This is a genomic window from Planomonospora sp. ID82291 (assembly GCF_015711645.1).
Taxonomy (GTDB): Bacteria; Actinomycetota; Actinomycetes; order Streptosporangiales; family Streptosporangiaceae; genus Planomonospora.
In genome coordinates this window covers 439,631-460,394 of sequence record NZ_JABTEX010000002.1, presented here as the reverse complement: position 1 = coordinate 460,394, position 20,764 = coordinate 439,631, and the positions used below count along the sequence as shown (strand labels likewise).

Here is a 20,764-nt window from a genome sequence, read left to right as displayed (position 1 = left end):
GCCACCGGTCACGTCCGGGCTCAGCGGCCGGACTCAGCGGCCGGGCTCAGCGGCCGGACAGCCACTCCAGCAGCAGGCGGACCCCGAAGCCGGTCGCCCCCTTGGCGGACAGGCCCTCGTCCACCGTGCTGCGGCCGACGCCCGCGATGTCCAGATGCGCCCACGGCCGCTTTCCGGTGAACTCGCGCAGGAACAGCGCCGCGGTGATCGAGCCCGCGCCGTAGGCGGACCCGGCCTCGATGTTGGCCAGGTCGGCCACGGAGGACTCCAGCGCCGGGACGTAGTCGTCGATCAGCGGCATCCGCCAGAGCCGCTCGCCGCTGGCCTCTCCGGCCCCGGCCAGCTCCGCGGCCAGCCCGTCGTCGGAGGCGAAGAGCGCTCCCAGGCCCTTGCCGAGGGCGATGCCGATCGCCCCGGTCAGCGTGGCGATGTCCACCATGACGTCCGGGTCCAGCTCGGCGTCGGCGTAGGCCAGCGCGTCGGCCATCACCAGCCGGCCCTCGGCGTCGGTGTTGAGCACCTCGACGGTCCGCCCGCCGTACTGCGTGATCACGTCGCCGGGGCGCTGCGCCGCGCCGGAGAAGGAGTTCTCCGCCGCGGCGATCAGGCCGGTGACGCGGACCCGCGCGCCGAGTGCGGCCAGCGCGCCCAGGACGGCGATGACGACCGCGCCGCCCGCCATGTCGGTCTTCATGAACTTCATGCCCTCGGTCGGCTTGAGCGAGAGGCCGCCGGTGTCGTAGGTGATGCCCTTGCCGACGAGGACCACGTGCCCGGCGGCCTCGCCCTCCGGCTCGTAGGAGAGCTGGATGAGCCGCGGAGGGCTCACCGAGCCCTGCCCGACGGCGAGGATGCCGCCGAACCCGCCGGCCCGCAGTTCCCGCTCGTCCCAGACCCGGACGGCGACGCCCTGCTCGGCGGCGCGCTCGGCGAGCCAGGCGGGGGTCTTCACCGACGCCGGGGTGTTGGCCAGGTCCCTGGCGAGCGCGACGGCGCCGGCCACGGCCCTCCCCCGGGCGATCCCGGCCTCGACGGCCGCCGCCGCGGTCCCCGCGGTCTCGGCGCTTCCCGCCGCCCCGTCCGTCCCCCCGGAGTCCCCGGAGTCCCCGGTGACGAGCAGGATCGAGGCCACCGGCCGGGACGAGAGGACGGTCTCGCCGATCCGGAAGGCGTAGGCGGCCAGCAGCGCGCCCTCCGTGAACGCGGCCACCGATCCCGCGGACGCCCCGGGCGGCGGCACGACGGCGATCTCCTCGCGGCCCCGGCCCCGGCGGGCCACCGCCGCGCCCGCCCTGCGCAGCGCGTCGGCCGAGCCGTCGCCGATCCCGTACAGCAGGATCCGGCCGACGGCCTCACCCCGGGCCACCGGCACCTCGACGATCTCCCCCGCCTCTCCCTTGGCCTGGTAGGAGGCCAGCAGCTCGGCGGCGGGCACGGGCAGCCCGACCGGCGGGTCGAGATCCGCCGCGAAGGGGACCGCGAGCAACGCGGCGTCCTCCGGCGCCCGCACGGCCGTACTGATCGAGGTCTCCAGGGGCACGTCGCTCATTCCTTCCAACGCGGAGGTCCCGGCTTCCGGGCGGGGCCTCGGTGACTCCGACGACTCCGACGCGGGGCCGGGGCGAGACGCCGCGGCCCCGGCGCGGGCCGCCGCGGGGGCGGCCCTGCGGCCAGGGCCGTGTCGTCGGTCCGTGTCATCGGTCCGGTCTCAGCCGACGACCTTCTTCAGCTCCTCACCCAGGGCGCCGGCCTCGTCCGCGGAGAGCTCGACGACGAGCCGGCCGCCACCCTCCAGGGGAACCCGCATGACGATCCCCCTGCCTTCCTTGACGACCTCCAGCGGACCATCACCGGTCCTCGGCTTCATCGCCGCCATGCGTGTATCCCTTCCTGCTTCGGGCTCCGGATCTCCGACTGACCCGAGGGTGGCCGACGCATTCACGTCTTCTGTGATGTCCTATTATCCCGCCTCCACGCTCGGAATGGGAACGATCAGGTTCGCGACCGGTTCCGGCGGAGGTCCGATACCGTTGTCCGGGACCCCTCGGCCGACCAGACTGGTCCCCGTGAACGCCCGCGCCGCACTCTTCGACCTGTACGGGGACCACCTGCGCTCGCGGGGCGGCCGCGCGTCCGTCGCCGCCCTCGTCCGCCTGCTCGCCCCGCTGGAGATCGCGGCCCCGGCCGTGCGCACCGCCATCTCCCGCATGGTCCGGCAGGGCTGGCTCGCACCCGCCCGGCTGCCCCAGGGGCCCGGCTACGAGGTCACCCCGAAATGCGTGCGGCGGCTCGACGAGGCCGCGCTGCGGATCTACCGGCCCGGCGCCGCCGCCTGGTCGGGCCGGTGGCACCTGCTCGTGATCGAACCGGTACGCGAGCGGCCCCGGCGGGAGCGGCTCCGGGCCGACCTGTCCTTCCTCGGGTACGCGCCGCTGACGGAGGGCACCTGGATCAGCCCGCGCCCCTCCCCCGAGCTCGACCCGCTGCTCGCGGGCGAGGGGGTCCGCGCCGAACGCTTCGAAGCGGTCCTCGACGGCGACCCCCGGACGCTCGTCGCCCGCACCTGGGACCTGGACGCCATCGCGGCCGCCTACGAGGAATGGCTGACCCTGGCGACGGAACTGCTCGGCTCGCTGCCGGACGACGCCGACGACGACCGGGTGTTCGCCGTGCGGAGCAGGCTGCTGCACGGCTGGCGCAACTTCCTGTTCCGCGACCCGGGCCTGCCCGCCGAGCTGCTGCCGGGCGGCTGGCCCGGGGAGAAGGCCCGCGCCTACTTCGAGCGGGAGGCCGCCCGCCTGCTCCCCGCGGCCTCGGCCTTCGTCGACCGCCACCTGACCGACCCGTGAGGGGCCCGCCCCCGTCCGGAGGCCGGGCGCCAGGACGCCTGCGCGGACCCGGCGGACCGGGAGAACCCGGCGGAGCGCTAGATCCGGCCCCGGACCCAGCAGTCGGCGACGTGGTCGTTGACGAGCCCGATGGCCTGCATCAGCGCATAGGCGGTGGTGGGTCCGACGAAGCGGAAGCCGTTCTGCTTCAGCTCCTTGGCCAGCGCCACGGAGCCGGGGGTCAGGGCGGGCACGTCGGCGCCGCTCGCGGGCGCCGGGGCGCCGGGATCGGCGTGGCGCCAGACGAGGTCGGACAGGCCGACGCCGAGCGCGGCCCGCGCGTTGGAGACCGCGGCCTCGATCTTGGCCCGGTTGCGGACGATGCCCGGGTCGGCCAGGAGGCGGTCCACGTCGTCCTGGCCGAACGCGGCCACGGCGGGGATGGAGAAGCCCGCGAACGCGCTCCGGAAGTTCTCCCGCTTGCGCAGGATCGTGATCCACGACAGGCCCGACTGGAACGCCTCCAGGGTGAGCCGCTCGAACACGCGGTCGTCGCCCTCGACCGGGCGGCCCCACTCCTCGTCGTGGTAGGCGATGTACTCGGGGGCGGAGCTCACCCATCCGCACCGGACGGGCCCGGTCACCCGCGTCCCGCCTCGTCCGCCGGTCCGCCCGCCCGCCGGGCGGAGGCGGCGCCGGGCTCGCGCTCCGGGTCGTCCCGCGGGTCCCGGTCCGCGGCCTCCTCGGCACCGGCCCCTCCCGGACCCTCCCGGTCCCCGGCGTCCCCCGGCCCCTCGAAACGGCCGGCCTCCGCCGGGTCGCCGGGGTCCTCCGGCTCCTCCAGGTCACCGAGCGAGGCGGGAGCGGCGGGGGCGGAGACGGCCGCGTCCCCGCCCGCCGCGGCGAGATCCTGCCGGGGCGCGCCGGGCCGGTGCTCGGTGACCGGCCCGTACGCCGGAGCGGCGTGCATCTCCTGACGCGCCTGGAGCCTGCTCGCCAGCAGCTCCGACACCCGCTGCTCCAGCACCGCGATCCGGGTGTCGCGCTCGCTCAGCGCGTTCGCGGCGCGCTGCAGCGTCTCGTCCACGCTCTGCGTGTGGTAGCCGACCAGGCTCACCGGCAGCCGCAGGGCCATGAAGTCCACCGCGGTGAGCTGTCCGGCGGCGGGCAGGGCCAGAGGCGGCACGTCGGGGGCGAACTCCTTGAGCTCACCGCCGCGGCCCGTGGCGACCAGCACCACGCCGGCGAGGATGGCCAGGGCAGCGAGAACGAGTACGACCAGCACATACGAATCGTGCCACAACTCCCTTCCCCCGGGCTCCGTACCGGGCATCCGGCAAGGTCCACGGCGCCAGGACCTATGATCGCCGCATGGCGGATCCCCTGGTGGTCGGAGCGGACACGGAGAACGGACCCGGCTGGGTCGAGGCCCACTCGCTCGACGAGGTCGAGCGCCTCGTCCGGGCCGGTCGCACCGTCGTCGTCACCCCGTCCGCACTGGCACGGGCCTCCGTACGGGCTTCGGTACGGACCTCGACGCGGACGGCGGGGGCCGCCGGGGGCGCAGCGGGCGCCGTAACCGCCGGGGACACCCAGGGCGTACAGGACGCCGGGGGCGCAGCGGCCGCGGAGGGCGCGGCGGCCTTCCGGGACCCGGAGGACGACGAGGCCGCCGAACTCGCCGCCGCCTCGATCTGCGCCTGGCTGGGCGCCCGGGTCTTCCGCACCGCCCGCCCGGACCAGGTACGGCTCGCGGTCGCGATGACCGAGTCCCTGGCCGGGAGGCGCCCGCCCGCGCTGGCCCGCCGCGGCCTCGCCTAGCCCGCCGTGGCCTCGCCCAGTTCGTCGAGGCTCGGCGCCAGGCGCCCCGCGGGCTTCTCCAGATGTTCGAACGCCTCCTCGACCGTGGTGGTCCAGGAGATCGCGTCGAAGACGCCGGCCCGGGTGAAGCCCGCCTCGTGCATGCCCTGCACCAGCTCCTTCAGCGGCGCGTAGAGGCCCCACGGGTCCAGCAGGACCAGCGGCTTGTCGTGCAGCCCCAGCGTCCGCGCGGTCCAGATCTCGAAGAGCTCCTCCAGCGTGCCGATGCCGCCGGGGAGCACGAGGAAGGCGTCGGAGCGGGCGTCCATCGCCCCCTTGCGCTCCCGCATGTCGGCGGTGACGATCAGCTCGTCGGAGTCGGTGTCGGCCACCTCGACGTCCACCAGGGCCTGCGGGATGACCCCCACCGTGCGGCCGCCGCCCGCGCGGACCGCGCGGGCCACCGCGCCCATGCACGACACCCGGGCCCCGCCGCTGACCAGCGTGTGCCCGCGCCGGGCGAGCTCGGCGCCCACCTCCTCCGCCAGTCGCAGGTACTTGGGATCGATCCGCTGGCTCGATGCCAGGAAAACGCAGATGAACACCGGACAACCCTATTCGGCGGCGGCCACCGTGCTCTCCGCCGCCTCCCGCTCCTTCTCCAGCTGCTCCGACCGGCCCGCGTCCGCCTCGGCGATGATCCGTACGGCCTCGGCCGGGTCGTCGGTGACGTGGATCAGCTCGACGTCGGCCGGGGAGATCTTCCCCGTGGACACGAGCGTCGTCCTGATCCAGTCGAGCAGGCCGCCCCAGAACTCCGTGCCCAGCAGCACCACGGGGAAGGAGGTGATCTTTCGCGTCTGGACGAGGGTCAGCTCCTCGAACAGCTCGTCCAGCGTGCCGAACCCGCCCGGCAGCGCGACGAAGCCGCAGGCGTACTTCACGAACATGGTCTTGCGGACGAAGAAGTAGCGGAATTCGATCCCGAGGTCGACGTACTCGTTCATGTGCTGCTCGAAGGGGAGCTCGATGCCGAGCCCGACCGAGATCCCGCCCGCCTCGACCGCTCCCTTGTTCGCCGCCTCCATGCAGCCCGGCCCGCCACCGGTGATGACGGCGTACCCCGCCTCGGCGAGCCCCCGGCCGAGCCGCACGCCCAGCTCGTAGTCCGGCGAGTCCACCGGTGTGCGCGCCGAGCCGAAGACCGTCACCGCCCGGGGCAGCTCGGCCAGCAGGCCGAACCCCTCGACGAACTCCGCCTGGATGCGCAGCACCCGCCACGGGTCCATGTGCAGCCAGTCGGCCGGCCCGCGCCGGTCGAGAAGTCGCTGGTCATAGGTGGAATCGGGGACGAAGTCACCGCGGACCACTGCGGATCCCTGACGGCGCTCCGGACGTGTCTTCCTCATACGATCACGCTAGCGCCGCGCCGGGAAAAATCTTGAAAATTCTCCGCGAAAACACGGAACCGGATTCCGACGGGCCCGCGTCTAATCGGCGAGGGTGCTGCTCGGGACTGAAAGTGGCTTTCCCCGCCAAATGGCCGGCGAGGAAAGCCACTTTCTCGTTTTCACGGCGACGCTGCGCGTCGCGGCTCGGGGGCCGGTAACCGCCGTCTTCCCTCGTCACGTGCTCGCTGTGACATGGCGACGCTGCGCGTCGCGGCTCGGGGGCCGGTAACCGCCGTCTTCCCTCGTCACGTGCTCGCTGTGACATGGCGACGCTGCGCGTCGCGGCTCGGGGGCCGGTAACCGCCGTCTTCCCTCGTCACGTGCTCGCTGTGACATGGCGACGCTGCGCGTCGCGGCTCGGGGGCCGGTAACCGCCGTCTTCCCTCGTCACGTGCTCGCTGTGACATGGCGACGCTGCGCGTCGCGGCTCGGGGGCCGGTAACCGCCGTCTTCCCTCGTCACGTGCTCGCTTCGCTGCGCGCGCTCCTCAGTCCAGACGACGGAGCCCCCTCGCGGGCTGCGCGCGCTCCTCGGTCCAGACGACGGAGCCCCCTCGCGGGTCCGTTCCCGAGGGCTCAGGAGAGCCAGGCGAGCAGGCGCCGTTCGGCTTCGGCGATCTTGGACAGGGAGACGAACTCCCCGCGCTGGTGGGCCAGGTTCGGGTCGCCGGGGCCGTAGTTGACGGCGGGGACGCCCAGCCCGGAGAAGAGCGAGACGTCCGTCCAGCCGAGCTTGGCCCGCGGGACGCCGCCGACGGCCGTCACGAACGCCGCCGCGACCGGGTGGGTCAGGCCGGGCCGCGCGGCCGGGGCGCCGTCGGTGAAGCGGAGCTCGAACCCGTCGAAGACCTCGCGCACGTGCTCGCGGGCCTCCTCCAGCGACAGGTCGGGGGCGAAGCGGTAGTTGACCGTCACCACGCACTCGTCGGGGATCACGTTGCCCGCGACGCCGCCGGCGACGCCGACCGCGTTCAGGCCCTCGTGGTACTCCAGCCCGTCCACCACCGGCGTCCTGGCCCGGTAGGCGTTCAGGACGTCCAGCACCGGCCCGGCGGCGTGGATCGCGTTGACGCCGAGCCAGGACCTGGCGCTGTGCGCGCGCTTGCCCCGGGTGACGACCTGCGCCCGCAGGGTGCCCTGGCAACCGCCCTCGATCACCCCGTCGGTCGGCTCCATCAGCACGGCGAAGTCCCCGGCGAGCCAGCCGGGGTGCTCCCGGCTGAGCCGGAGCAGCCCGTTGCGCTCGGCCTCGATCTCCTCGCAGTCGTAGAAGACGTAGGTCACGTCCCGGTTCGGCGCCTCCAGGGCGGCGGCCAGCCTCAGGGCCACCGCGACGCCGCTCTTCATGTCGGAGGCGCCGCAGCCGTACAGCAGGTCGCCCTCGACCCGGCTGGGCAGGTTGCCCGCCACCGGGACCGTGTCGATGTGCCCGGCGATCACCACCCGCTCGCCCCGGCCGAGCCCGGTGCGGGCCACGACCGCATCGCCGTCGCGCTCCACCCGCAGGTGCGGCAGGGCGCGCAGCGCCTCCTCCACCGCGTCGGCGAGCGCCTTCTCGTTCCCGCTCACCGACGCGACGTCCACGATCCGCGCGGTGAGCGCGCCGACGTCCTGGGTGAGGTCCAGCCGCGTGTCCATGCAGGCGACCCTACATCCGCCCGGCGGCCCGGCCCCTCCCGTCCCCGGACGGGGCATTCCGCGGCTCCGGGCCCCGGCTCCGGCGGGCCGCACGCCGCTCCGGCGCCCGGTAGGTTCTTCACCGTGCGACGGCGGTTCTCCCCAGGTGCCATCGCGATCATCGCGATCGTGGCCGTGCTCGCGGTGACCATCACCGTGGGCCTGTTCGCGCTGTTCGATCGGCCCTCGACGGACGAGGGCTGCCGGGTCACCGCGGCCGGCGGCACCCTCGACCTGGAGCTCGAGCAGGCCCAGGTGGCCGCGACCATCGCCGGTGTGGCCCACCGCCGCAGGCTGCCCGAGCGGGCCGTCGTGATCGCCTACGCCACGGGCATCCAGGAGTCCAAGCTGTACAACCTGCCGTTCGGCGACCGCGACTCCGTGGGGGTGTTCCAGCAGCGGCCCTCGCAGGGCTGGGGCACCCCCGAGCAGCTGCTCGACCCGGCCTACACCGCCGGCAGGTTCTTCTCGGCGCTGGTCAAGGTGAAGGACTACCGGAAGATCCCGCTGCACGAGGCCGCCCAGGAGGTGCAGCGCTCGGCCGACGGCTCGCTGTACGCCCAGCACGAGGAGAACGCGAAGATCCTCGCGGCGGCGTTCACCGGGCGGGTTCCCGGCGCGCTGCACTGCTGGTTCCCCCTGGAGGGCGGCGAGACGCCCGTCCCGGCGCCCGCGCCGGCCAAGGCGGTCAAGGAACTGGCCCGCACGCTCGGCGCCGGGACCACCCTGAAGGCCTCCTCCCGCAGGCAGGGCTGGCTGATCGCCTCCTGGTCCCTCGCCCACGCCCAGAGGTACGGCCTGCGCCGCATCGGCTACGACGGCCGGGCCTGGAGCGCGGAGGGCGGCGAGGAGCAGGGCTGGACGGCCGACCCCGACGCCTCCCGCAGCGCGGTCCGGATCTCCTAGCCCCTGCGCAGGATCGTGATCGACCCGGGCGGCAGCGACCGGGCGTAGGAGGGGTTCCAGCCCTCGCCCTGCACCCGCTCGAAGGAGAGCAGCCGGCCGTCGGCGGCGCGGTAGTCGGCGAAGTCCAGCAGCCCGCGGTCGGGCATCCCGGTGAAGCCCTCCGAGCGGAACGCCGCGGTGCCCCGGTCGGCGGGGAAGAACTCCACGCCCTCCACGATGATCATCGTCTTGGCCGGGACCATCCCCTCGGACGGGACCGGCGTCCACAGCAGCACCTCCAGGTGGGGCGCGTCGCCGGGAGCCGCGCCGGGGCGCATCTCGACCGAGAGCCACTGGCGCCGGCGGGTCCCGTCGTCGAGGAGGTACTCCGTCCACTGCACGCCCTGCCACGACAGGTGCATCGCACCGAGCACGCGGGCCCGCACGCCCTGGTGGTCGATCGTGTCGCCGACCTTGATCGTGCGGGGGTCGGGGTAGTCGATGCCGACGTGGCCCGGGTCCTGCGGCCCGGACGCCGGAGGGGACGGCGCCGCGGACCGCGGCGGTCGCGCGCTCCCGGCCGGAGCGGTGGGCGTCTCGCCGGACGGCCCGGACCCCGTCGTCCTGCGGTCCTGGCGGGTGGTCGCGTAGAACGCGCCCAGCAGCAGGACGACGGTCAGCACACTCAGGCCGAGTATCACGGCGACCTCAGGGGTCATGCCGCGCGATCCTACTGGAGGCGGAGCACCGCCGCACCGATCCGTTCGTCACTCGCCGTCAGGGCGATCCGGACATGTCCACCACCGGCCGTGCCGTAGAACTCCCCGGGTGCGACGAGGATCCCCTTCTCGGCCAGGGTGCGCACCTGGTCCCAGCAGCCGGTGCCGTCGGACGCCCACAGGTAGAGCCCGGCGGCGGAGTGCTCGATCCGCCAGCCCGCCGCCTCCAGCGCGGGGCGCAGCGCCGCCCGCCGGGCCGCGTAGCGGGTCCGCTGCTCGGCGGCGTGCGCGTCGTCGTCCAGCGCCGCGGCCATCGCCGCCTGGACCGGCGCCGGGACCATCATGCCCGCGTGCTTGCGGACCTCCAGCAGCCGCTTGACCAGCGCGGGGTCGCCGGTGACGAAGCCCGCGCGGTAGCCCGCCAGGTTGGAGCGCTTGGACAGCGAGTGCACCGCGAGCAGTCCCTCGTGGGAGCCGCCGCACACGTCGGGGTGGAGGATCGAGATCGGCTCCTCCTCCCAGCCCAGCTCGATGTAGCACTCGTCGGAGGCGACGACCGCGCCGTGCTCGCGCGCCCAGGAGACGACCTTGCGCAGGTGCTCGGCGGGCAGGACCCGGCCGGTGGGGTTGGACGGGGAGTTCACCCAGACCAGCGGCACGCGCTCCGGCCCGAGCGCGACCAGCCCGTCCGTGGCGTACGGCTCCGCGCCGGCCAGGCGGGCGCCCACGTCGTAGGTGGGGTAGGCCAGCTCGGGGAAGATCACCCGCTCGCCGGGCCCGACGCCGAGCAGCGTCGGCAGCCAGGCCACGAACTCCTTGGAGCCGATCAGCGGCAGCACGGCCGCGGCGTCGACGACCACGCCGTGCCGCCGCCGCAGCCACCCGGCCGCGGCGGCGCGCAGCCGCTCGGAGCCGTAGGTCAGCGGGTAGCCGGGGCTGTCGGAGGCGTCCGCCAGCGCCCGCCGTACGACGTCGGGCACCGGGTCGACGGGGGTGCCCACCGACAGGTCGACGATCCCGCCGGGATGCTGCAGCGCCAGCTCCTTGTACGGCGTGAGGCGGTCCCAGGGGAAGTCAGGCAGCCCGATCACAGTTCTCTCCGCTAGCGCCCCCGGCCCGGGGCGAGCGGGGGAAAGGTCGTCGGTGGGTCCGGTCGGCGGGGGCCGCGGCTTCGCGCGCCGCCCCCGCCCGCGGCCGGCTAGTGGTCCTCGGCCTGCGGCGGCAGGGCCGCGACGATCGGGTGGTCCTTCTCGATCTTGCCGACCTTGGAGGCGCCGCCGGGCGAGCCGAGGTCCTCGAAGAAGTCCACGTTGGCCTTGTAGAAGTCCTTCCACTGCTCGGGAAGGTCGTCCTCGTAGAAGATCGCCTCGACGGGGCAGACAGGCTCGCACGCACCGCAGTCCACACACTCGTCGGGGTGGATGTAGAGCATGCGCTCGCCCTCGTAGATGCAATCGACGGGGCACTCCTCGATGCACGCCTTGTCAAGCACGTCCACGCAAGGCTGCGCGATGACGTAGGTCACCTCGGGCTCCTTCTTCTTTACGCACCTAGGCACGACTTCGACCGCGGGTTGCTACGCCCTAGTATTGCCGTGCTCACCGGGACTCTGAAACGGGAGGGGGGCAAACGCGATGAACCCTGGCCTCGGCGCCCGCCTCAGTATCACGATAACCCTCTCTGACGTGGGGAAAAGAGTAACGACCCGGAGAAAGGTCCCGGAGGGTTTCCGGGACGCCGTCGGCGAGCTGGAATTCTGGCGGGACGGCGTGCTCGGCGTGCGCAGGCGCGACGGCTCCCTGGTCGAGATCGACGAGCGGACGCTCGTGGCGGCCAAAGTCGTCCCGGGCCGGGCGTAAGCCGTTCACCAAGAACGGCCGCGCCTCCTCGACCCGCCCCGATCACCGCCAAGAGTATGCGCGGTGTGACTGCATGCACCCGATTCGCCATCGCCACCGCCGTGATCCTCGCCGCCGCGATCACCGGATGCGGCGGTGCGCCGGCCACCGAGGGCACGCCGCTGCCCCCGGTCAAGCTCCAGGCCGCCTCCCTGGAGGAGGGCTTCACCAGCATGGAGCGCCTCGTCGAGGCGGCCAGGAAGGAGGGCTCGCTCAACGTGGTCGGGCTCTCCCGGGACTGGGTGAACTACGGCGAGGTCATCGACGCCTTCTCCGACGAGTACGGCATCGAGGTGCACGAGCTCGAACCCGGCGCGAGCGGCCGGCGGGCGATCGAGGCGGCCGGGCACCTCAAGCCCGACGTGTTCGACCTGAGCCTGGAGGTGGCGGTCGCCGAGGCGGCCTCCCTGGCCCCGTACAAGGTCCGCGGCTGGCAGGACCTCCCCGACCACCTCAAGGACCACTCCGGCACGTGGTACGCGGCCTACGGCGGCTACCTGTCCATCGGGTACGACGCGCGCCGGGTCGCGGCCCCGGCCTCCTACGCCGACCTCCTCAAGCCGGGCCACGGCGTGTGGCTCCCCGGCGACCCGCGGCGGAACGCGGCCGCCTTCGGCGCCGTGATGACGGCCTCCCTGCGCGGCGGCCGGGCCGACGCGGCGCGGGGCGTGCGGTTCTTCGACGACCTGGCGGCGGCCGGGAACCTCGCGACCGGCGGGCGGCCGCCCTCGGTCGTGCTGGACTGGGACTTCCTCAACGCCGCGCGGGCCGCCGGGAGGCCGGAGGCGGGCGGGCCCGACTGGAAGGTGGCGATCCCCGGCGACGCCGTGATCGCCTCCTACTACGTCCAGGCCGTCAGCGCCACCGCGCCCCACCCGGCCGCGGCCCGGCTCTGGCAGGAGTTCCTGTTCTCCGACCGGGGGCAGAACCTGTTCCTGAAGGGGTACGCCCGGCCCGTCCGGATGGAGGCCATGCGGATGGCCGGCACCCTGGACGCCGAGCTCGCCGCCCGGCTCCCGGCGACGAAGGCCCGGCCGGTGGTCCTCACCGTTCCGGAGACCGACGCGGCGAAGGCCGTGATCATGCGGGAGTGGGACCGCGACGCCGGGTGACCGCGGGACAGGCGTGACTGCTACGTCGCACGATGTCCGAGGCTCTAAAGTGTCCGGTGGGTACCGGCGTGGGGCCGGACGGCCTCGGAATGTGAGCTGATCATCGTGCGATACGACACGCCGAGCCTGATGACATGGAACGCTCGCACCTACGACGGCGGCTTCGGATACGTCTCGGCGCACGGCGCCCCCCTGGTCGACCTGCTGGACCCCCGGCCCGGGGAGCGCATCGTCGACCTCGGCTGCGGCACCGGCGTGCTGACGGCGGAGATCGCCTCCCGGGGCGCCTGCGTCCTGGGACTCGACGGCTCCCCCGCCATGATCGAGAAAGCGCTGGCGCAGTACCCCGGGCTGGACTTCATCGTCGGCGACGGCCGCGACTTCGTGGTCGCCCAGCCCTACGACGCGGTCTTCTCCAACGCGGCCCTGCACTGGATGGGCAGCGAGCCGGACGCGGTGATCTCCAGTGTCCGGGAGGCGCTGGCCCCGGGCGGCCGGTTCGTGGCCGAGATGGGCGGGGCGGGCAACTGCGCCGCGCTGACGGCGGCGGTCTCCACCGCCTGGCGGGAGCACGGGCTGCCCGATCCGGACCTCCCGTGGTACTTCCCGACCCCCGCCGAGTACGCCGGCCGGCTGGAGAAGGGCGGCTTCGTCGTCCGCATTCTCGAGTACTTCGACCGGCCGACTCCACTTGACGAGTGCCCCAACGGAGCGGCGGACTGGGTCCGGATGTTCGCCGGTTCGCTGCTGCACCCGCTCCCGGCGGAGCTGATCGAATCCCTGCTGCGGCGGGTGAACGAGCTGGCAGCGCCCGCGCTGCGGCGGGAGACCGGGTGGATGGCCGACTACGTGCGGCTCCGGTTCGCGGCCGTCCGCCGCTGAGCCCGCCGATACCACCCGATGCGCTAAGGCGATTTGCCAGACTATGGTCTGTTCCATGAGTCTCGTTCTCCAGCGACGAGGAGTGACTCGGGCAAATCAGAGGTGCTGGTGAAGGGTGCGGATGAACGTCTGTCTGAGTGACCTCGTGCCGCCGTTGCGCTGGAGCGACGCGGCCGCGATACCGCTCCTGCGCGACCAGCCCGACCTGCCGGACGCCTGGTGGCGGAGCCTGCCCCTGCCCGCGGTGCTCGTCGTGCTGGGGCCCGAGCGGCTCGCGGAGATCGTCACGGAGATCGCCCTGGAGCACTGGCCCGCCGCGTCGGTGGGCGACGTCCTGCCCGCCCTGTACGTCCTGGACCCCGACGAGGCCGACGAGCCCTGCACGGCCATCGCCCTCGACCGGGCCGGCTCCTGGGCGGGGCTGCTCTCCTTCACCGGCCACGACCTGCGGGACCAGCCCTTCGTCCAGCCCCGCCCGCTGCTGCGCACGCTCTTCGGCGCGGTCTTCGCCCGGCTCTCCCCGGTGCCCGGCGGCTCCCGGGGCGCCGCTCCGGAACCGGTGCGCGAGACCGCCCCCCGGTCCGGGCGCACTCCCGCGCACACGCCCGAACCCGCGCCCCGGCCCGAGCCCGAGGCCGCCCCTCAGCCCGAGCCCGCGCACACGCCCGAACCCGTACGCGCGCCCGAGCCGGAGGCCGTGCCCGAGCCGGTGCTCGCGCCCGAACCGGAGGCCGCGCCCGAACCGGTGCTCGCGCCCGAACCCGAGGCCGCGCCCGCATCCGAGAGCGCCCCCGGACCCGTGCACGGGTCCGGCCGCCCCCCGAGGCTCAGCGTCTTCGAGCCCCTGCCCTTCCCCGGGCACGCGGCCGGGCCGGAGCCGGAGGCCGCGCCCGAAGCGGAGCCCGAGCACGGGCCCTCGCTCTCCGGGGCCGGCGACGTCCCGAAGGAGCGGGCCGCCGTCCCGGCGCCCGCGGACCGGGCGGACGACGCGGCGGAGGACGCGGGGAACGACGCGCAGGACGACGACGCCCAGGACGACGACGCCCAGGAGGCGGACCGGGCGGAGGACGGGGCCTCCGGGACGGCCGCGCCGCGGCGCGTGTCGGACCTGCACGCCCTGCTCGACGCGGTCTTCCTCGACCTGGAGGACCTGAGCTGGGCCGTCGCGCAGAACAGGGTCTTCACCGACGACCCCGCGGCGGTGGAGTCGCTGTCCAAGCTCTTCGCGGTCCAGCCCGAGGTGGTCCGGGACGCCGAGGCCGAGCTGCGCGCGCGGCTGCGGCGCTGGCTCGCCTCCGATGAGGCGGCGCCGTACCGCGACCACCTGACCGCGCTCAGGAAGACCCTCGGCAAGGCCGCGCCCGTCGACCGGCTGATCGACGCGGCCGACTGGCACGCCTGGGAGCTGCACTCCCTCGACGTGCCCGCCTGGCAGTTCGTGCTGGCCACCCTGCCCGACTACTACCTGGTCGGCGACTGGCTGGTGGACGGCGACATCGCCGACCTGCGCCACCGGACCCGCGACCTGATCAGCGGCGCCGAACGCCCGCCGACCGTCGGCCGGGCCCTGGAACTGGTCTCCACCCTCGGCATCCACCCCGAGGTCGCCAAGGAGTGGCTGGAGAACGTGCCGCAGCTGCGCATCCTCGGCGCCGGCGAGTCGGCCCGCCGCGCCAACGGCGCGTCCCCGCGGCAGGCCCCGCCCGCCCCGGAACCCCGCCCCGCCCCGGAACCCCGCCCGGCCGCGGACCCGGAGCCCTCCCCGCGCCCCGCTCCGGCGCCCGCCCGGGAACCGGCCGGCGACGCGGGACCGCCGGCCCCGCCCGAGGACGCGGGCTCCCCCGGCGCCGGCTTCTTCGAGGCCTCGTTCCCGCCCGACGCCGTCGCCCGGCCGCTCAAGGACGTGTCGCTCACCCGGCGCTGCTTCCGCCAGCCGGACGGCCGCTGGTGGCTGCGGGTCGACATCACCGCCGACCACCTCGCGGGCGCCGAGTGCCCGCTGCCCAGCGGGTTCGCCGCCTATCTGGGCCTGGCGCCCGGCGACGGCCGTACGGTCACCAGCATGGTGGGGGAGATGACGCTGCGCTGGCGCGACCGGCCGGCCCTGGAGTCGCTCGTGCTCCTCCTGCACGACGTGGGCGCCAAGGAGGGCGGCCACCTGTTCCTGACGCTGTCGGAGGAGGGGGTCCTGCGCGCCAGGCACCTGCCCGCCGCGGTCCCCGGGACCGAGCCGATCGCCCGGGCCCTGCGGCTGGTGGGCTACACCGCGCCGAGCGGCACGGCCGAGCAGGCCGCCCGGGTCATCGCCACCCGGATCGGGATGACGGGACCGGTGAGCCAGGCCGACCTCCTGGCCCGCCTGGGCGAGCGCGGCGACCGCGACCTGCAGTCCCTGCTGGCGTAGCCGATGCCCCGACTCGCGATCGCCCCGGAGTTCCCCGCGGAGCTCGGCGCACTGCCCCAGCCGGCGCGCCGGGACGCACTGGTCTCCGTGCGCAGGTTCCTGCAGAACGCCGCCGGCGCGCCCCATCCGGAGCGGGTCAGGGGCGCCCGGGACGATCGCGTGGCGACGCTCCGCCTCGCCGAGCGGCACCGCGGGGTGGTGGTCCGGCAGCGGGACGTCTACTGGCTGCTGACGATCCTGCCGGACGCCGAGGCGTGGGCCTACGCGCAGCGGTACCGCTTCGGGGTCAACCCCGTGCTCGGCGTCGTCGAGGTGTGGGACGCCGAGGCCCTGGAGCGGGCGGAGGCGGCGGTCCGCCGGTCGGCGGCCTCGTCCCCGGCCCGGCTGTTCGCCGACACCTGCGACACCGACCTGATCGAGCTGGGCGTCGACCACCGCTTCCTGCCCCTGGTCCGGTCGATCACCGACGAGCTGCGGCTGGAGGCGCTGGAGCCGCTGCTGCCGCCGACGCAGTACGCCCCGCTGGCCGCGCTCGCCCGGGGGGCGTCCGTCGCCGCGGCCTGGCGGGAACTGGACGCCTGCCGCGCGGTCGACCCCGCTCCCGATCCCGCCCCGATCGACCCCGACGACCTCGCCGCCGCGCTCGTGCGCAGCCCGGACCGCGCCGTCTTCGCCGCGGACCCGCGCGAGCTGAACCACGTGCTCGACGCACCCGGCTGGTGCGTGTTCCTGCACCCCGCCCAGCACCGGCTCGCCTACCGGGAGTCCTACGACCGGCCGGTCCTGGTCACCGGCGGCGCGGGCACCGGCAAGACCCTCCTCGCCCTGCACCGGGCCGCCTTCCTGGCCGCGCGCGGCGCGGGCCCGGTCCTGCTGGTCGCCTTCTCCCAGGGGCTGAGCGCCGAGCTCTCCTCCCGGCTCGACCTGCTGATCGAGGACGGGGCGGTCCGCAAGCGCGTCGAGGTCGGCAACGTGGACCGGCTGGCCCACCGCATCGTCTCCGGCGCCGAGGGGCACCCGCCCGTCCTGGTCGGCTCGGAGGAGCTGGGCGCGCTCTGGCGGGAGGCGGCCGGCGGACGCAGCCCGGCGTTCCTGCTGCGCGAGTGGGAGCAGGTGATCCTGGCGCAGAACCTGCGCACCCTGGAGGAGTACCTGTCCGCCCCCCGGCCGGGCCGCGGCGTCGCGCTCCCCGCCGAGGAGCGGACCGCCGTGTGGGCGGCGGTCGAGCACGTCACCGGGCGGCTGGCCGAGCGCGGCAAGCGCACCCTGCTCCAGCTCGCGGCCGAGGCGTCGCTCCTGCTCGGCCAGACCACCGGGGACCTGCTGGAGGAGGCCGCGCCCCGGCGGGAGCCGTACCGGCACATCGTGGTGGACGAGGCGCAGGACCTGCACCCGGTGCAGTGGCGGCTGCTGCGCGCCGCGGTGCCGCACGCGCCGGACGACCTGTTCATCGTGGGCGACCCGCACCAGCGCGTCCTCGACACCCGGGTCTCGCTCGCCTCGCTCGGGATCGACGCGGTCCAGCAGCGGCTTCAGGTGTCCTACCGCCTTCCGGGGGAAATCCTCTCCTGGGGGGTACGGCTGCGCGGGGGCGGACCGGCCGACGGGCTGGTGGCCGGAGTGCAGGAGCTGTACGGTTTCCGCGCCACCCGACACGGCCCGCATCCCGTGGTCCGCGCCTACGACTCACCGGAGGACGAGCTGAACGGCCTGGTCGCACACGTCTGGCGGTGGATCCGGGAGGACGGCGTGCCTCCGGCGGAGATCGCCGTGGCCGCCAGGACCGCCGGGCTCGTCCGGGAGGCCAGGGCCGCCCTGGGCGATTCGGGGGTACGGGTGAGCACGCTGCACGGCATGAAGGGGCGGGAGTTCCGGCGGGTGGCCGTGATCGGCGTCGCCGACGGGGTGGTGCCCGCCCCCGACTCGCTCACCCCGGCCGGGGAGGACCTCTCGGCCCGGGCGCACGACCTCCAGCGCGAACGGGGCCTGCTGTACGTGGCCTGCACCCGGGCGCGGGAGCTGCTCTACGTCTCCCACTCCGGGCGGGCCAGCCCGTTCCTTCCCCTCTGATCACATACTCTGAACTGCGGATACATTCCCCTTGCCGGTTGGACCTCAATGAACCTCAGCCTGAGCGACATCGCGCCACCCCTGCGCTGGACCTCTCCCGGCCAGGTAGCGCCGATCGCCAACGATCCCCGCCTCCCCGAGGCGTGGTGGCAGGCGCTTCCGCTGGAGCGTGCCTGCTCCATCGTCGGGACCCCCGAGGTCGCGGGGCGGCTCGCCGACCTCGCCCTGTCGTGCTGGGGCCATCTGATGCTCGGCGACGTCCTGCCCCTGCTCAGGTTCGCCGACCCGGCGTCGAGCGTGCACACGCCCGAGGGGCTCGGCCGCGAGACCGTGCACAAACTCTTCACCGGGGTGCTGGAGCGATTGCTCGAACCGGTGACCGAGGACAGCGTCGCCCCCGTCCCCGCCGCGCGGCCGGACCGGCCGCTGCCGGAGCTGATCGACGAGGTCTTCGCCACCCTGGACGAGCGCCAGCGCGCCATCGCCCGGGACCGCCTGTACGCCTCCCAGCGGGTCACGCTGGACGAGCTGGCGCAGCGGTTCTCGGTGACGCGCGAGCGCATCCGGCAGATCGAGCGCGACCTGCGCGACCACGTGGACACCTGGCTCTCCGGCCCGGACGCGGCCCCGCTGGTGGCGCACGTGTCGTGGCTGCGCGGCCGGCTCGGCTCGGCGGTCCCCGCCGACGACCTGGCGGCGGCGGTGCCGTGGCACCGCACGGAGCTCAAGACGCTCTCCATCCCGGCCTGGCGGTTCGTGCGGACCCTGCTGACCGGCTACGAGCAGGTCGACGGGTGGCTGGTCGCGGGGGGCGCCGACGAGCTGCGGGAGAAGACCCGGCAGCTGTTCACCGACGGGCCCCGGCCCCTGGCGGAGGCCGTCACGCTGGCCAGTCAGCTCGGCATCCGCGAGGACGTGGCCGAGCGGTGGCTCGTCTCGGTGCCCCAGTTGCGGGTGCTGGAGGACCACGTGGTGCCCTGGCCGCGCAGCGTCAACGACAAGGCGGAGGCCGTGCTCGCGGTGGCCGGCGGCGCGCTGACCCCCGAGGAGATCCAGGAGCGCATCGGCGAGGACTACAGCCTGGTCGGCATCCGCAACCAGCTCACCGCCGACGACCGCTTCCTGCGGCTGGACCGCAACAAGTACGGCCTGACGCGCTGGGGCGGCGAGCAGTACCTCGGCATCCGCGAGATGATCGCCCGGGAGATCGAGCGGGCCGGTGGAGAGGCGCCGGTCAACACGATCGTCACCAGCCTGACCTCCCGCTACGACGTGAGCGAGAGCTCGGTGCGCGCCTACGCGGGCGGTCCCGGCTTCGAGCGCACCCAGCGCGGGTGGATCCGGGTGGCCGGGGCCGAGCCGAGCGACTACCAGCCGCGCCGCGACGTCGCCTCGACCCGCCGCTGCTTCCGCAGCAGGGACGGCCGCTGGTGGCACCGGGTGGACGTCAACGCCGAGCACCTGCGCGGCTCCGGCTCGCCGCTGCCCACCGGCTTCGCCGCCTACCTCGGCATGGCCCCGGGGGGCCAGCTCACCGCCTCCACCCCGTCGGGCGACGTGGTGATCAGCTGGCACAACCAGCCGACCATGGGCTCCATCCGCCCGGTCCTGGTGGCGGCGGGCGCCTCCGAGGGCGACCACGTCTTCCTGACGGTCTCCGACGGCGGCGAGCTGCTCACCCGCTACCTGCCCGCGGCGGTCCCCGGCATCCCGGTGCTGAACCGGGCCCTGCACCTGATCGGCTACACCGCCCCGGTGGCCTCGGAGGCCGAGGGCCTGCGCCTGATCGGCGGACGCATCGGCCTGTCCGAGGGCGCCGCCCGCGACGAGGTCCTGGCCCGGCTGCGGGACCGCGGCGACCGCGACATCCTCGCCTTCCTGGAGGGGACCGCCTGATGACCCCTTCCGGCGCACGCCGCCCGACCCGCCGACGGGAGCCGCTCCGTGCTGCGACTCCGTGATCCCGGCGGCCGGGCCGAGCGGGTCGTGCCCGAGGGGGCCCGCTCCCTGCGGATGTACACCTGCGCCCCGCCCGCCGGCCGTCCCGCCCGGCTGGGCGACCTGCGGGCGCACCTCCTGGCCGACCTGGTCCGGCGGGTGTGCGAGCGGCACCGGCTCCGGGTGGTCCTGTACCGCGTGGCCGGGGACGCCGACGGGCTTCCCGGCGGGGCTGCGGAGACCTCCGGCAGGCTTCCCGGCGGGGCTGCGGAGACCTCCGGCGGAACCTACGGCGGGGCGGACCGCGGAGCTCCCGGTGGGACCCGCGGCGAGGGGTTCGGCGCGGACACGACGGCGCTGAACCTGCGTCCGCCCGAGCACTCCCCCCGCGGGAGCGAGGCGGCCGTCCTGCTCGCCGAGATGGCCGTCGTCCCGGGGACTCCCCTCCTCGCCGGGGAGGACCTCCCCCTGCGCGCCCCCGAGGAGACCGTCCTGCTGGAGGCGGCCGTGCCGGGGGCGGCCCGGCGGCCGGTCCGCACCGCACCGCTGCGCTTCGAGGGCGGGACGGCGGACGTGTCCCTCGGGGACGTGGCCGCGGCGGGCCTCGATCCGCTCGCCGTACGGCTGGCGCTGCTGGAGCACCGCCACCGCGAGCCGGTGGACCTCACCTGGGACGCCCTGCGCGCCGCCGACCGGGCGCTGCGGCGCCGGCGGGCCCGCGTCGCGGAGTGGTCGGAGTCCCCGAGCCGGCCGATGCCCGCCGAGCACGTCGCCCGGATCGAGGCCGCCCTCGACGACGACCTCGACACGCCGCTGGCGCTGCGGCTGCTGGACGAGATGGAGACGGACCCGTCGCTCGCCCCGGGCTCGCGCTTCGAGGCCTTCCTCCACCTGGACCAGGTCCTCGGCCTGGACCTGCCGCTGGACATCGGCCGGCCCAGGACCCTGCCGCCGGGCGCCGCCGAGCTGCTGGAGCGGCGCCGCGTCGCGCGCGGGTCCGGCGACCAGGCCGCCTGCGACCTGCTCACGCGGGAGCTGGCCGCGCTGGGCGTCGAGGTCGCCGACACCCCGCAGGGCCAGTCCTGGTACTGACGCCCCGCA

20 protein-coding genes are annotated in these 20,764 nt (G+C 74.8%); 10 read left to right on the top strand and 10 right to left on the bottom strand.

All coding sequences use genetic code 11. The features are described from left to right. Nucleotides 1-46 precede the first annotated feature (46 nt). Entirely contained in the window at nt 47-1,549 is a 1,503-nt protein-coding gene (locus HS045_RS13050; protein WP_196451574.1) for a M17 family metallopeptidase, read from the bottom strand. 159 nt (nt 1,550-1,708) lie between these two features. After that, nucleotides 1,709-1,876, bottom strand: coding sequence for a DUF3117 domain-containing protein (locus HS045_RS13045; RefSeq protein ID WP_068901342.1), 168 nt, complete (start codon nt 1,874-1,876; stop codon nt 1,709-1,711). A gap of 190 nt (nt 1,877-2,066) precedes the next feature. Here HS045_RS13045 and HS045_RS13040 point away from each other — a divergent pair, with 190 nt between their 5' ends. Further along, nucleotides 2,067-2,849, top strand: a complete 783-nt coding sequence (locus HS045_RS13040; RefSeq protein ID WP_196451573.1) for a PaaX family transcriptional regulator C-terminal domain-containing protein — start codon at nt 2,067-2,069, stop codon at nt 2,847-2,849. A gap of 77 nt (nt 2,850-2,926) precedes the next feature. Here the strand turns inward: HS045_RS13040 and HS045_RS13035 are convergent, their stop codons facing one another. Both HS045_RS13035 and HS045_RS13030 read right to left on the bottom strand, forming a co-directional pair. Then, complete coding sequence (locus HS045_RS13035) at nt 2,927-3,472, bottom strand: DNA-3-methyladenine glycosylase I (RefSeq protein ID WP_196451572.1); 546 nt, start codon at nt 3,470-3,472, stop codon at nt 2,927-2,929. Further along, nucleotides 3,469-4,113, bottom strand: coding sequence for a hypothetical protein (locus HS045_RS13030; RefSeq protein ID WP_196451571.1), 645 nt, complete (start codon nt 4,111-4,113; stop codon nt 3,469-3,471). The genes HS045_RS13035 and HS045_RS13030 overlap by 4 nt, the downstream gene beginning before the upstream one ends. An 86-nt stretch (nt 4,114-4,199) precedes the next feature. Here HS045_RS13030 and HS045_RS13025 point away from each other — a divergent pair, with 86 nt between their 5' ends. Then, nucleotides 4,200-4,649, top strand: a complete 450-nt coding sequence (locus tag HS045_RS13025) for a hypothetical protein (RefSeq protein ID WP_196451570.1) — start codon at nt 4,200-4,202, stop codon at nt 4,647-4,649. On the opposite strand, the gene HS045_RS13020 is transcribed toward HS045_RS13025, so the two are convergent. The 3 genes from HS045_RS13020 to dapE form a co-directional block, all read right to left on the bottom strand. After that, nucleotides 4,646-5,233 carry a TIGR00730 family Rossman fold protein gene (locus tag HS045_RS13020; protein ID WP_196451569.1) on the bottom strand — a complete coding sequence of 196 codons (588 nt, stop codon included), beginning with the start codon at nt 5,231-5,233 and terminating at the stop codon, nt 4,646-4,648. The genes HS045_RS13025 and HS045_RS13020 overlap by 4 nt on opposite strands. Before the next feature lie 9 nt (nt 5,234-5,242). Further along, nucleotides 5,243-6,037, bottom strand: coding sequence for a TIGR00730 family Rossman fold protein (locus tag HS045_RS13015; protein ID WP_196451568.1), 795 nt, complete (start codon nt 6,035-6,037; stop codon nt 5,243-5,245). Between the two features lie 617 nt (nt 6,038-6,654). Beyond that, a complete protein-coding gene (gene dapE / locus HS045_RS13010; RefSeq protein WP_196451567.1) occupies nt 6,655-7,716 on the bottom strand; it encodes a succinyl-diaminopimelate desuccinylase in 1,062 nt (353 codons plus the stop codon). Nucleotides 7,717-7,839: 123 nt separating this feature from the next. Between dapE and HS045_RS13005 the strand changes: the two genes are divergently transcribed. Further along, nucleotides 7,840-8,661 (top strand): hypothetical protein, encoded by an 822-nt coding sequence (locus tag HS045_RS13005; protein WP_196451566.1) that lies wholly within the window; start codon nt 7,840-7,842, stop codon nt 8,659-8,661. Here HS045_RS13005 and HS045_RS13000 read toward each other — a convergent pair. The 3 genes from HS045_RS13000 to fdxA all read right to left on the bottom strand — a co-directional run bounded on the left by HS045_RS13000 (nt 8,658) and on the right by fdxA (nt 10,884). Beyond that, on the bottom strand, nt 8,658-9,359 hold the full coding sequence (locus tag HS045_RS13000; protein WP_196451564.1) for a DUF4178 domain-containing protein: 702 nt from the start codon (nt 9,357-9,359) through the stop codon (nt 8,658-8,660). The two genes, HS045_RS13005 and HS045_RS13000, sit on opposite strands and share 4 nt — an antisense overlap. An 11-nt stretch (nt 9,360-9,370) precedes the next feature. Further along, complete coding sequence (gene dapC, locus HS045_RS12995; protein WP_196451563.1) at nt 9,371-10,450, bottom strand: succinyldiaminopimelate transaminase; 1,080 nt, start codon at nt 10,448-10,450, stop codon at nt 9,371-9,373. Between the two features lie 107 nt (nt 10,451-10,557). Further along, on the bottom strand, nt 10,558-10,884 hold the full coding sequence (gene fdxA, locus HS045_RS12990) for a ferredoxin (RefSeq protein ID WP_062339033.1): 327 nt from the start codon (nt 10,882-10,884) through the stop codon (nt 10,558-10,560). A gap of 160 nt (nt 10,885-11,044) precedes the next feature. On the opposite strand from fdxA, the gene HS045_RS12985 reads away from it, so the two are divergent. The 7 genes from HS045_RS12985 (at nt 11,045) to HS045_RS12955 (ending at nt 20,755) form a co-directional block, all read left to right on the top strand. Beyond that, nucleotides 11,045-11,218 carry a hypothetical protein gene (locus HS045_RS12985; RefSeq protein ID WP_307827497.1) on the top strand — a complete coding sequence of 58 codons (174 nt, stop codon included), beginning with the start codon at nt 11,045-11,047 and terminating at the stop codon, nt 11,216-11,218. Nucleotides 11,219-11,283: 65 nt separating this feature from the next. Then, nucleotides 11,284-12,369 (top strand): ABC transporter substrate-binding protein, encoded by a 1,086-nt coding sequence (locus HS045_RS12980; protein ID WP_307827496.1) that lies wholly within the window; start codon nt 11,284-11,286, stop codon nt 12,367-12,369. Nucleotides 12,370-12,498: 129 nt separating this feature from the next. Beyond that, nucleotides 12,499-13,251 carry a methyltransferase domain-containing protein gene (locus tag HS045_RS12975; RefSeq protein ID WP_196451560.1) on the top strand — a complete coding sequence of 251 codons (753 nt, stop codon included), beginning with the start codon at nt 12,499-12,501 and terminating at the stop codon, nt 13,249-13,251. A gap of 121 nt (nt 13,252-13,372) precedes the next feature. Next, nucleotides 13,373-15,655: a hypothetical protein gene (locus HS045_RS12970; protein ID WP_196451559.1), complete on the top strand. Its 2,283-nt coding sequence runs from the start codon at nt 13,373-13,375 to the stop codon at nt 15,653-15,655. 3 nt (nt 15,656-15,658) lie between these two features. Further along, on the top strand, nt 15,659-17,725 hold the full coding sequence (locus HS045_RS12965; RefSeq protein ID WP_196451558.1) for a UvrD-helicase domain-containing protein: 2,067 nt from the start codon (nt 15,659-15,661) through the stop codon (nt 17,723-17,725). 48 nt (nt 17,726-17,773) lie between these two features. Further along, complete coding sequence (locus tag HS045_RS12960; protein WP_196451557.1) at nt 17,774-19,621, top strand: sigma factor-like helix-turn-helix DNA-binding protein; 1,848 nt, start codon at nt 17,774-17,776, stop codon at nt 19,619-19,621. Nucleotides 19,622-19,669: 48 nt separating this feature from the next. Further along, nucleotides 19,670-20,755 (top strand): hypothetical protein, encoded by a 1,086-nt coding sequence (locus tag HS045_RS12955; protein ID WP_196451556.1) that lies wholly within the window; start codon nt 19,670-19,672, stop codon nt 20,753-20,755. Nucleotides 20,756-20,764 lie beyond the last annotated feature (9 nt).

What these genes read in the sequence shown, in the direction of transcription:
- dapE (WP_196451567.1), bottom strand. Translation starts at nt 7,716, where the DNA reads ATGGACACGCGGCTGGACCTCACCCAGGACGTCGGCGCGCTCACCGCG.
- HS045_RS12975 (WP_196451560.1), top strand. Translation starts at nt 12,499, where the DNA reads ATGACATGGAACGCTCGCACCTACGACGGCGGCTTCGGATACGTCTCG.
- HS045_RS13000 (WP_196451564.1), bottom strand. Translation starts at nt 9,359, where the DNA reads ATGACCCCTGAGGTCGCCGTGATACTCGGCCTGAGTGTGCTGACCGTC.
- HS045_RS13045 (WP_068901342.1), bottom strand. Translation starts at nt 1,876, where the DNA reads ATGGCGGCGATGAAGCCGAGGACCGGTGATGGTCCGCTGGAGGTCGTC.
- HS045_RS12970 (WP_196451559.1), top strand. Translation starts at nt 13,373, where the DNA reads ATGAACGTCTGTCTGAGTGACCTCGTGCCGCCGTTGCGCTGGAGCGAC.
- HS045_RS13015 (WP_196451568.1), bottom strand. Translation starts at nt 6,037, where the DNA reads ATGAGGAAGACACGTCCGGAGCGCCGTCAGGGATCCGCAGTGGTCCGC.
- HS045_RS12965 (WP_196451558.1), top strand. Translation starts at nt 15,659, where the DNA reads ATGCCCCGACTCGCGATCGCCCCGGAGTTCCCCGCGGAGCTCGGCGCA.
- HS045_RS13025 (WP_196451570.1), top strand. Translation starts at nt 4,200, where the DNA reads ATGGCGGATCCCCTGGTGGTCGGAGCGGACACGGAGAACGGACCCGGC.
- HS045_RS12960 (WP_196451557.1), top strand. Translation starts at nt 17,774, where the DNA reads ATGAACCTCAGCCTGAGCGACATCGCGCCACCCCTGCGCTGGACCTCT.
- HS045_RS13050 (WP_196451574.1), bottom strand. Translation starts at nt 1,549, where the DNA reads ATGAGCGACGTGCCCCTGGAGACCTCGATCAGTACGGCCGTGCGGGCG.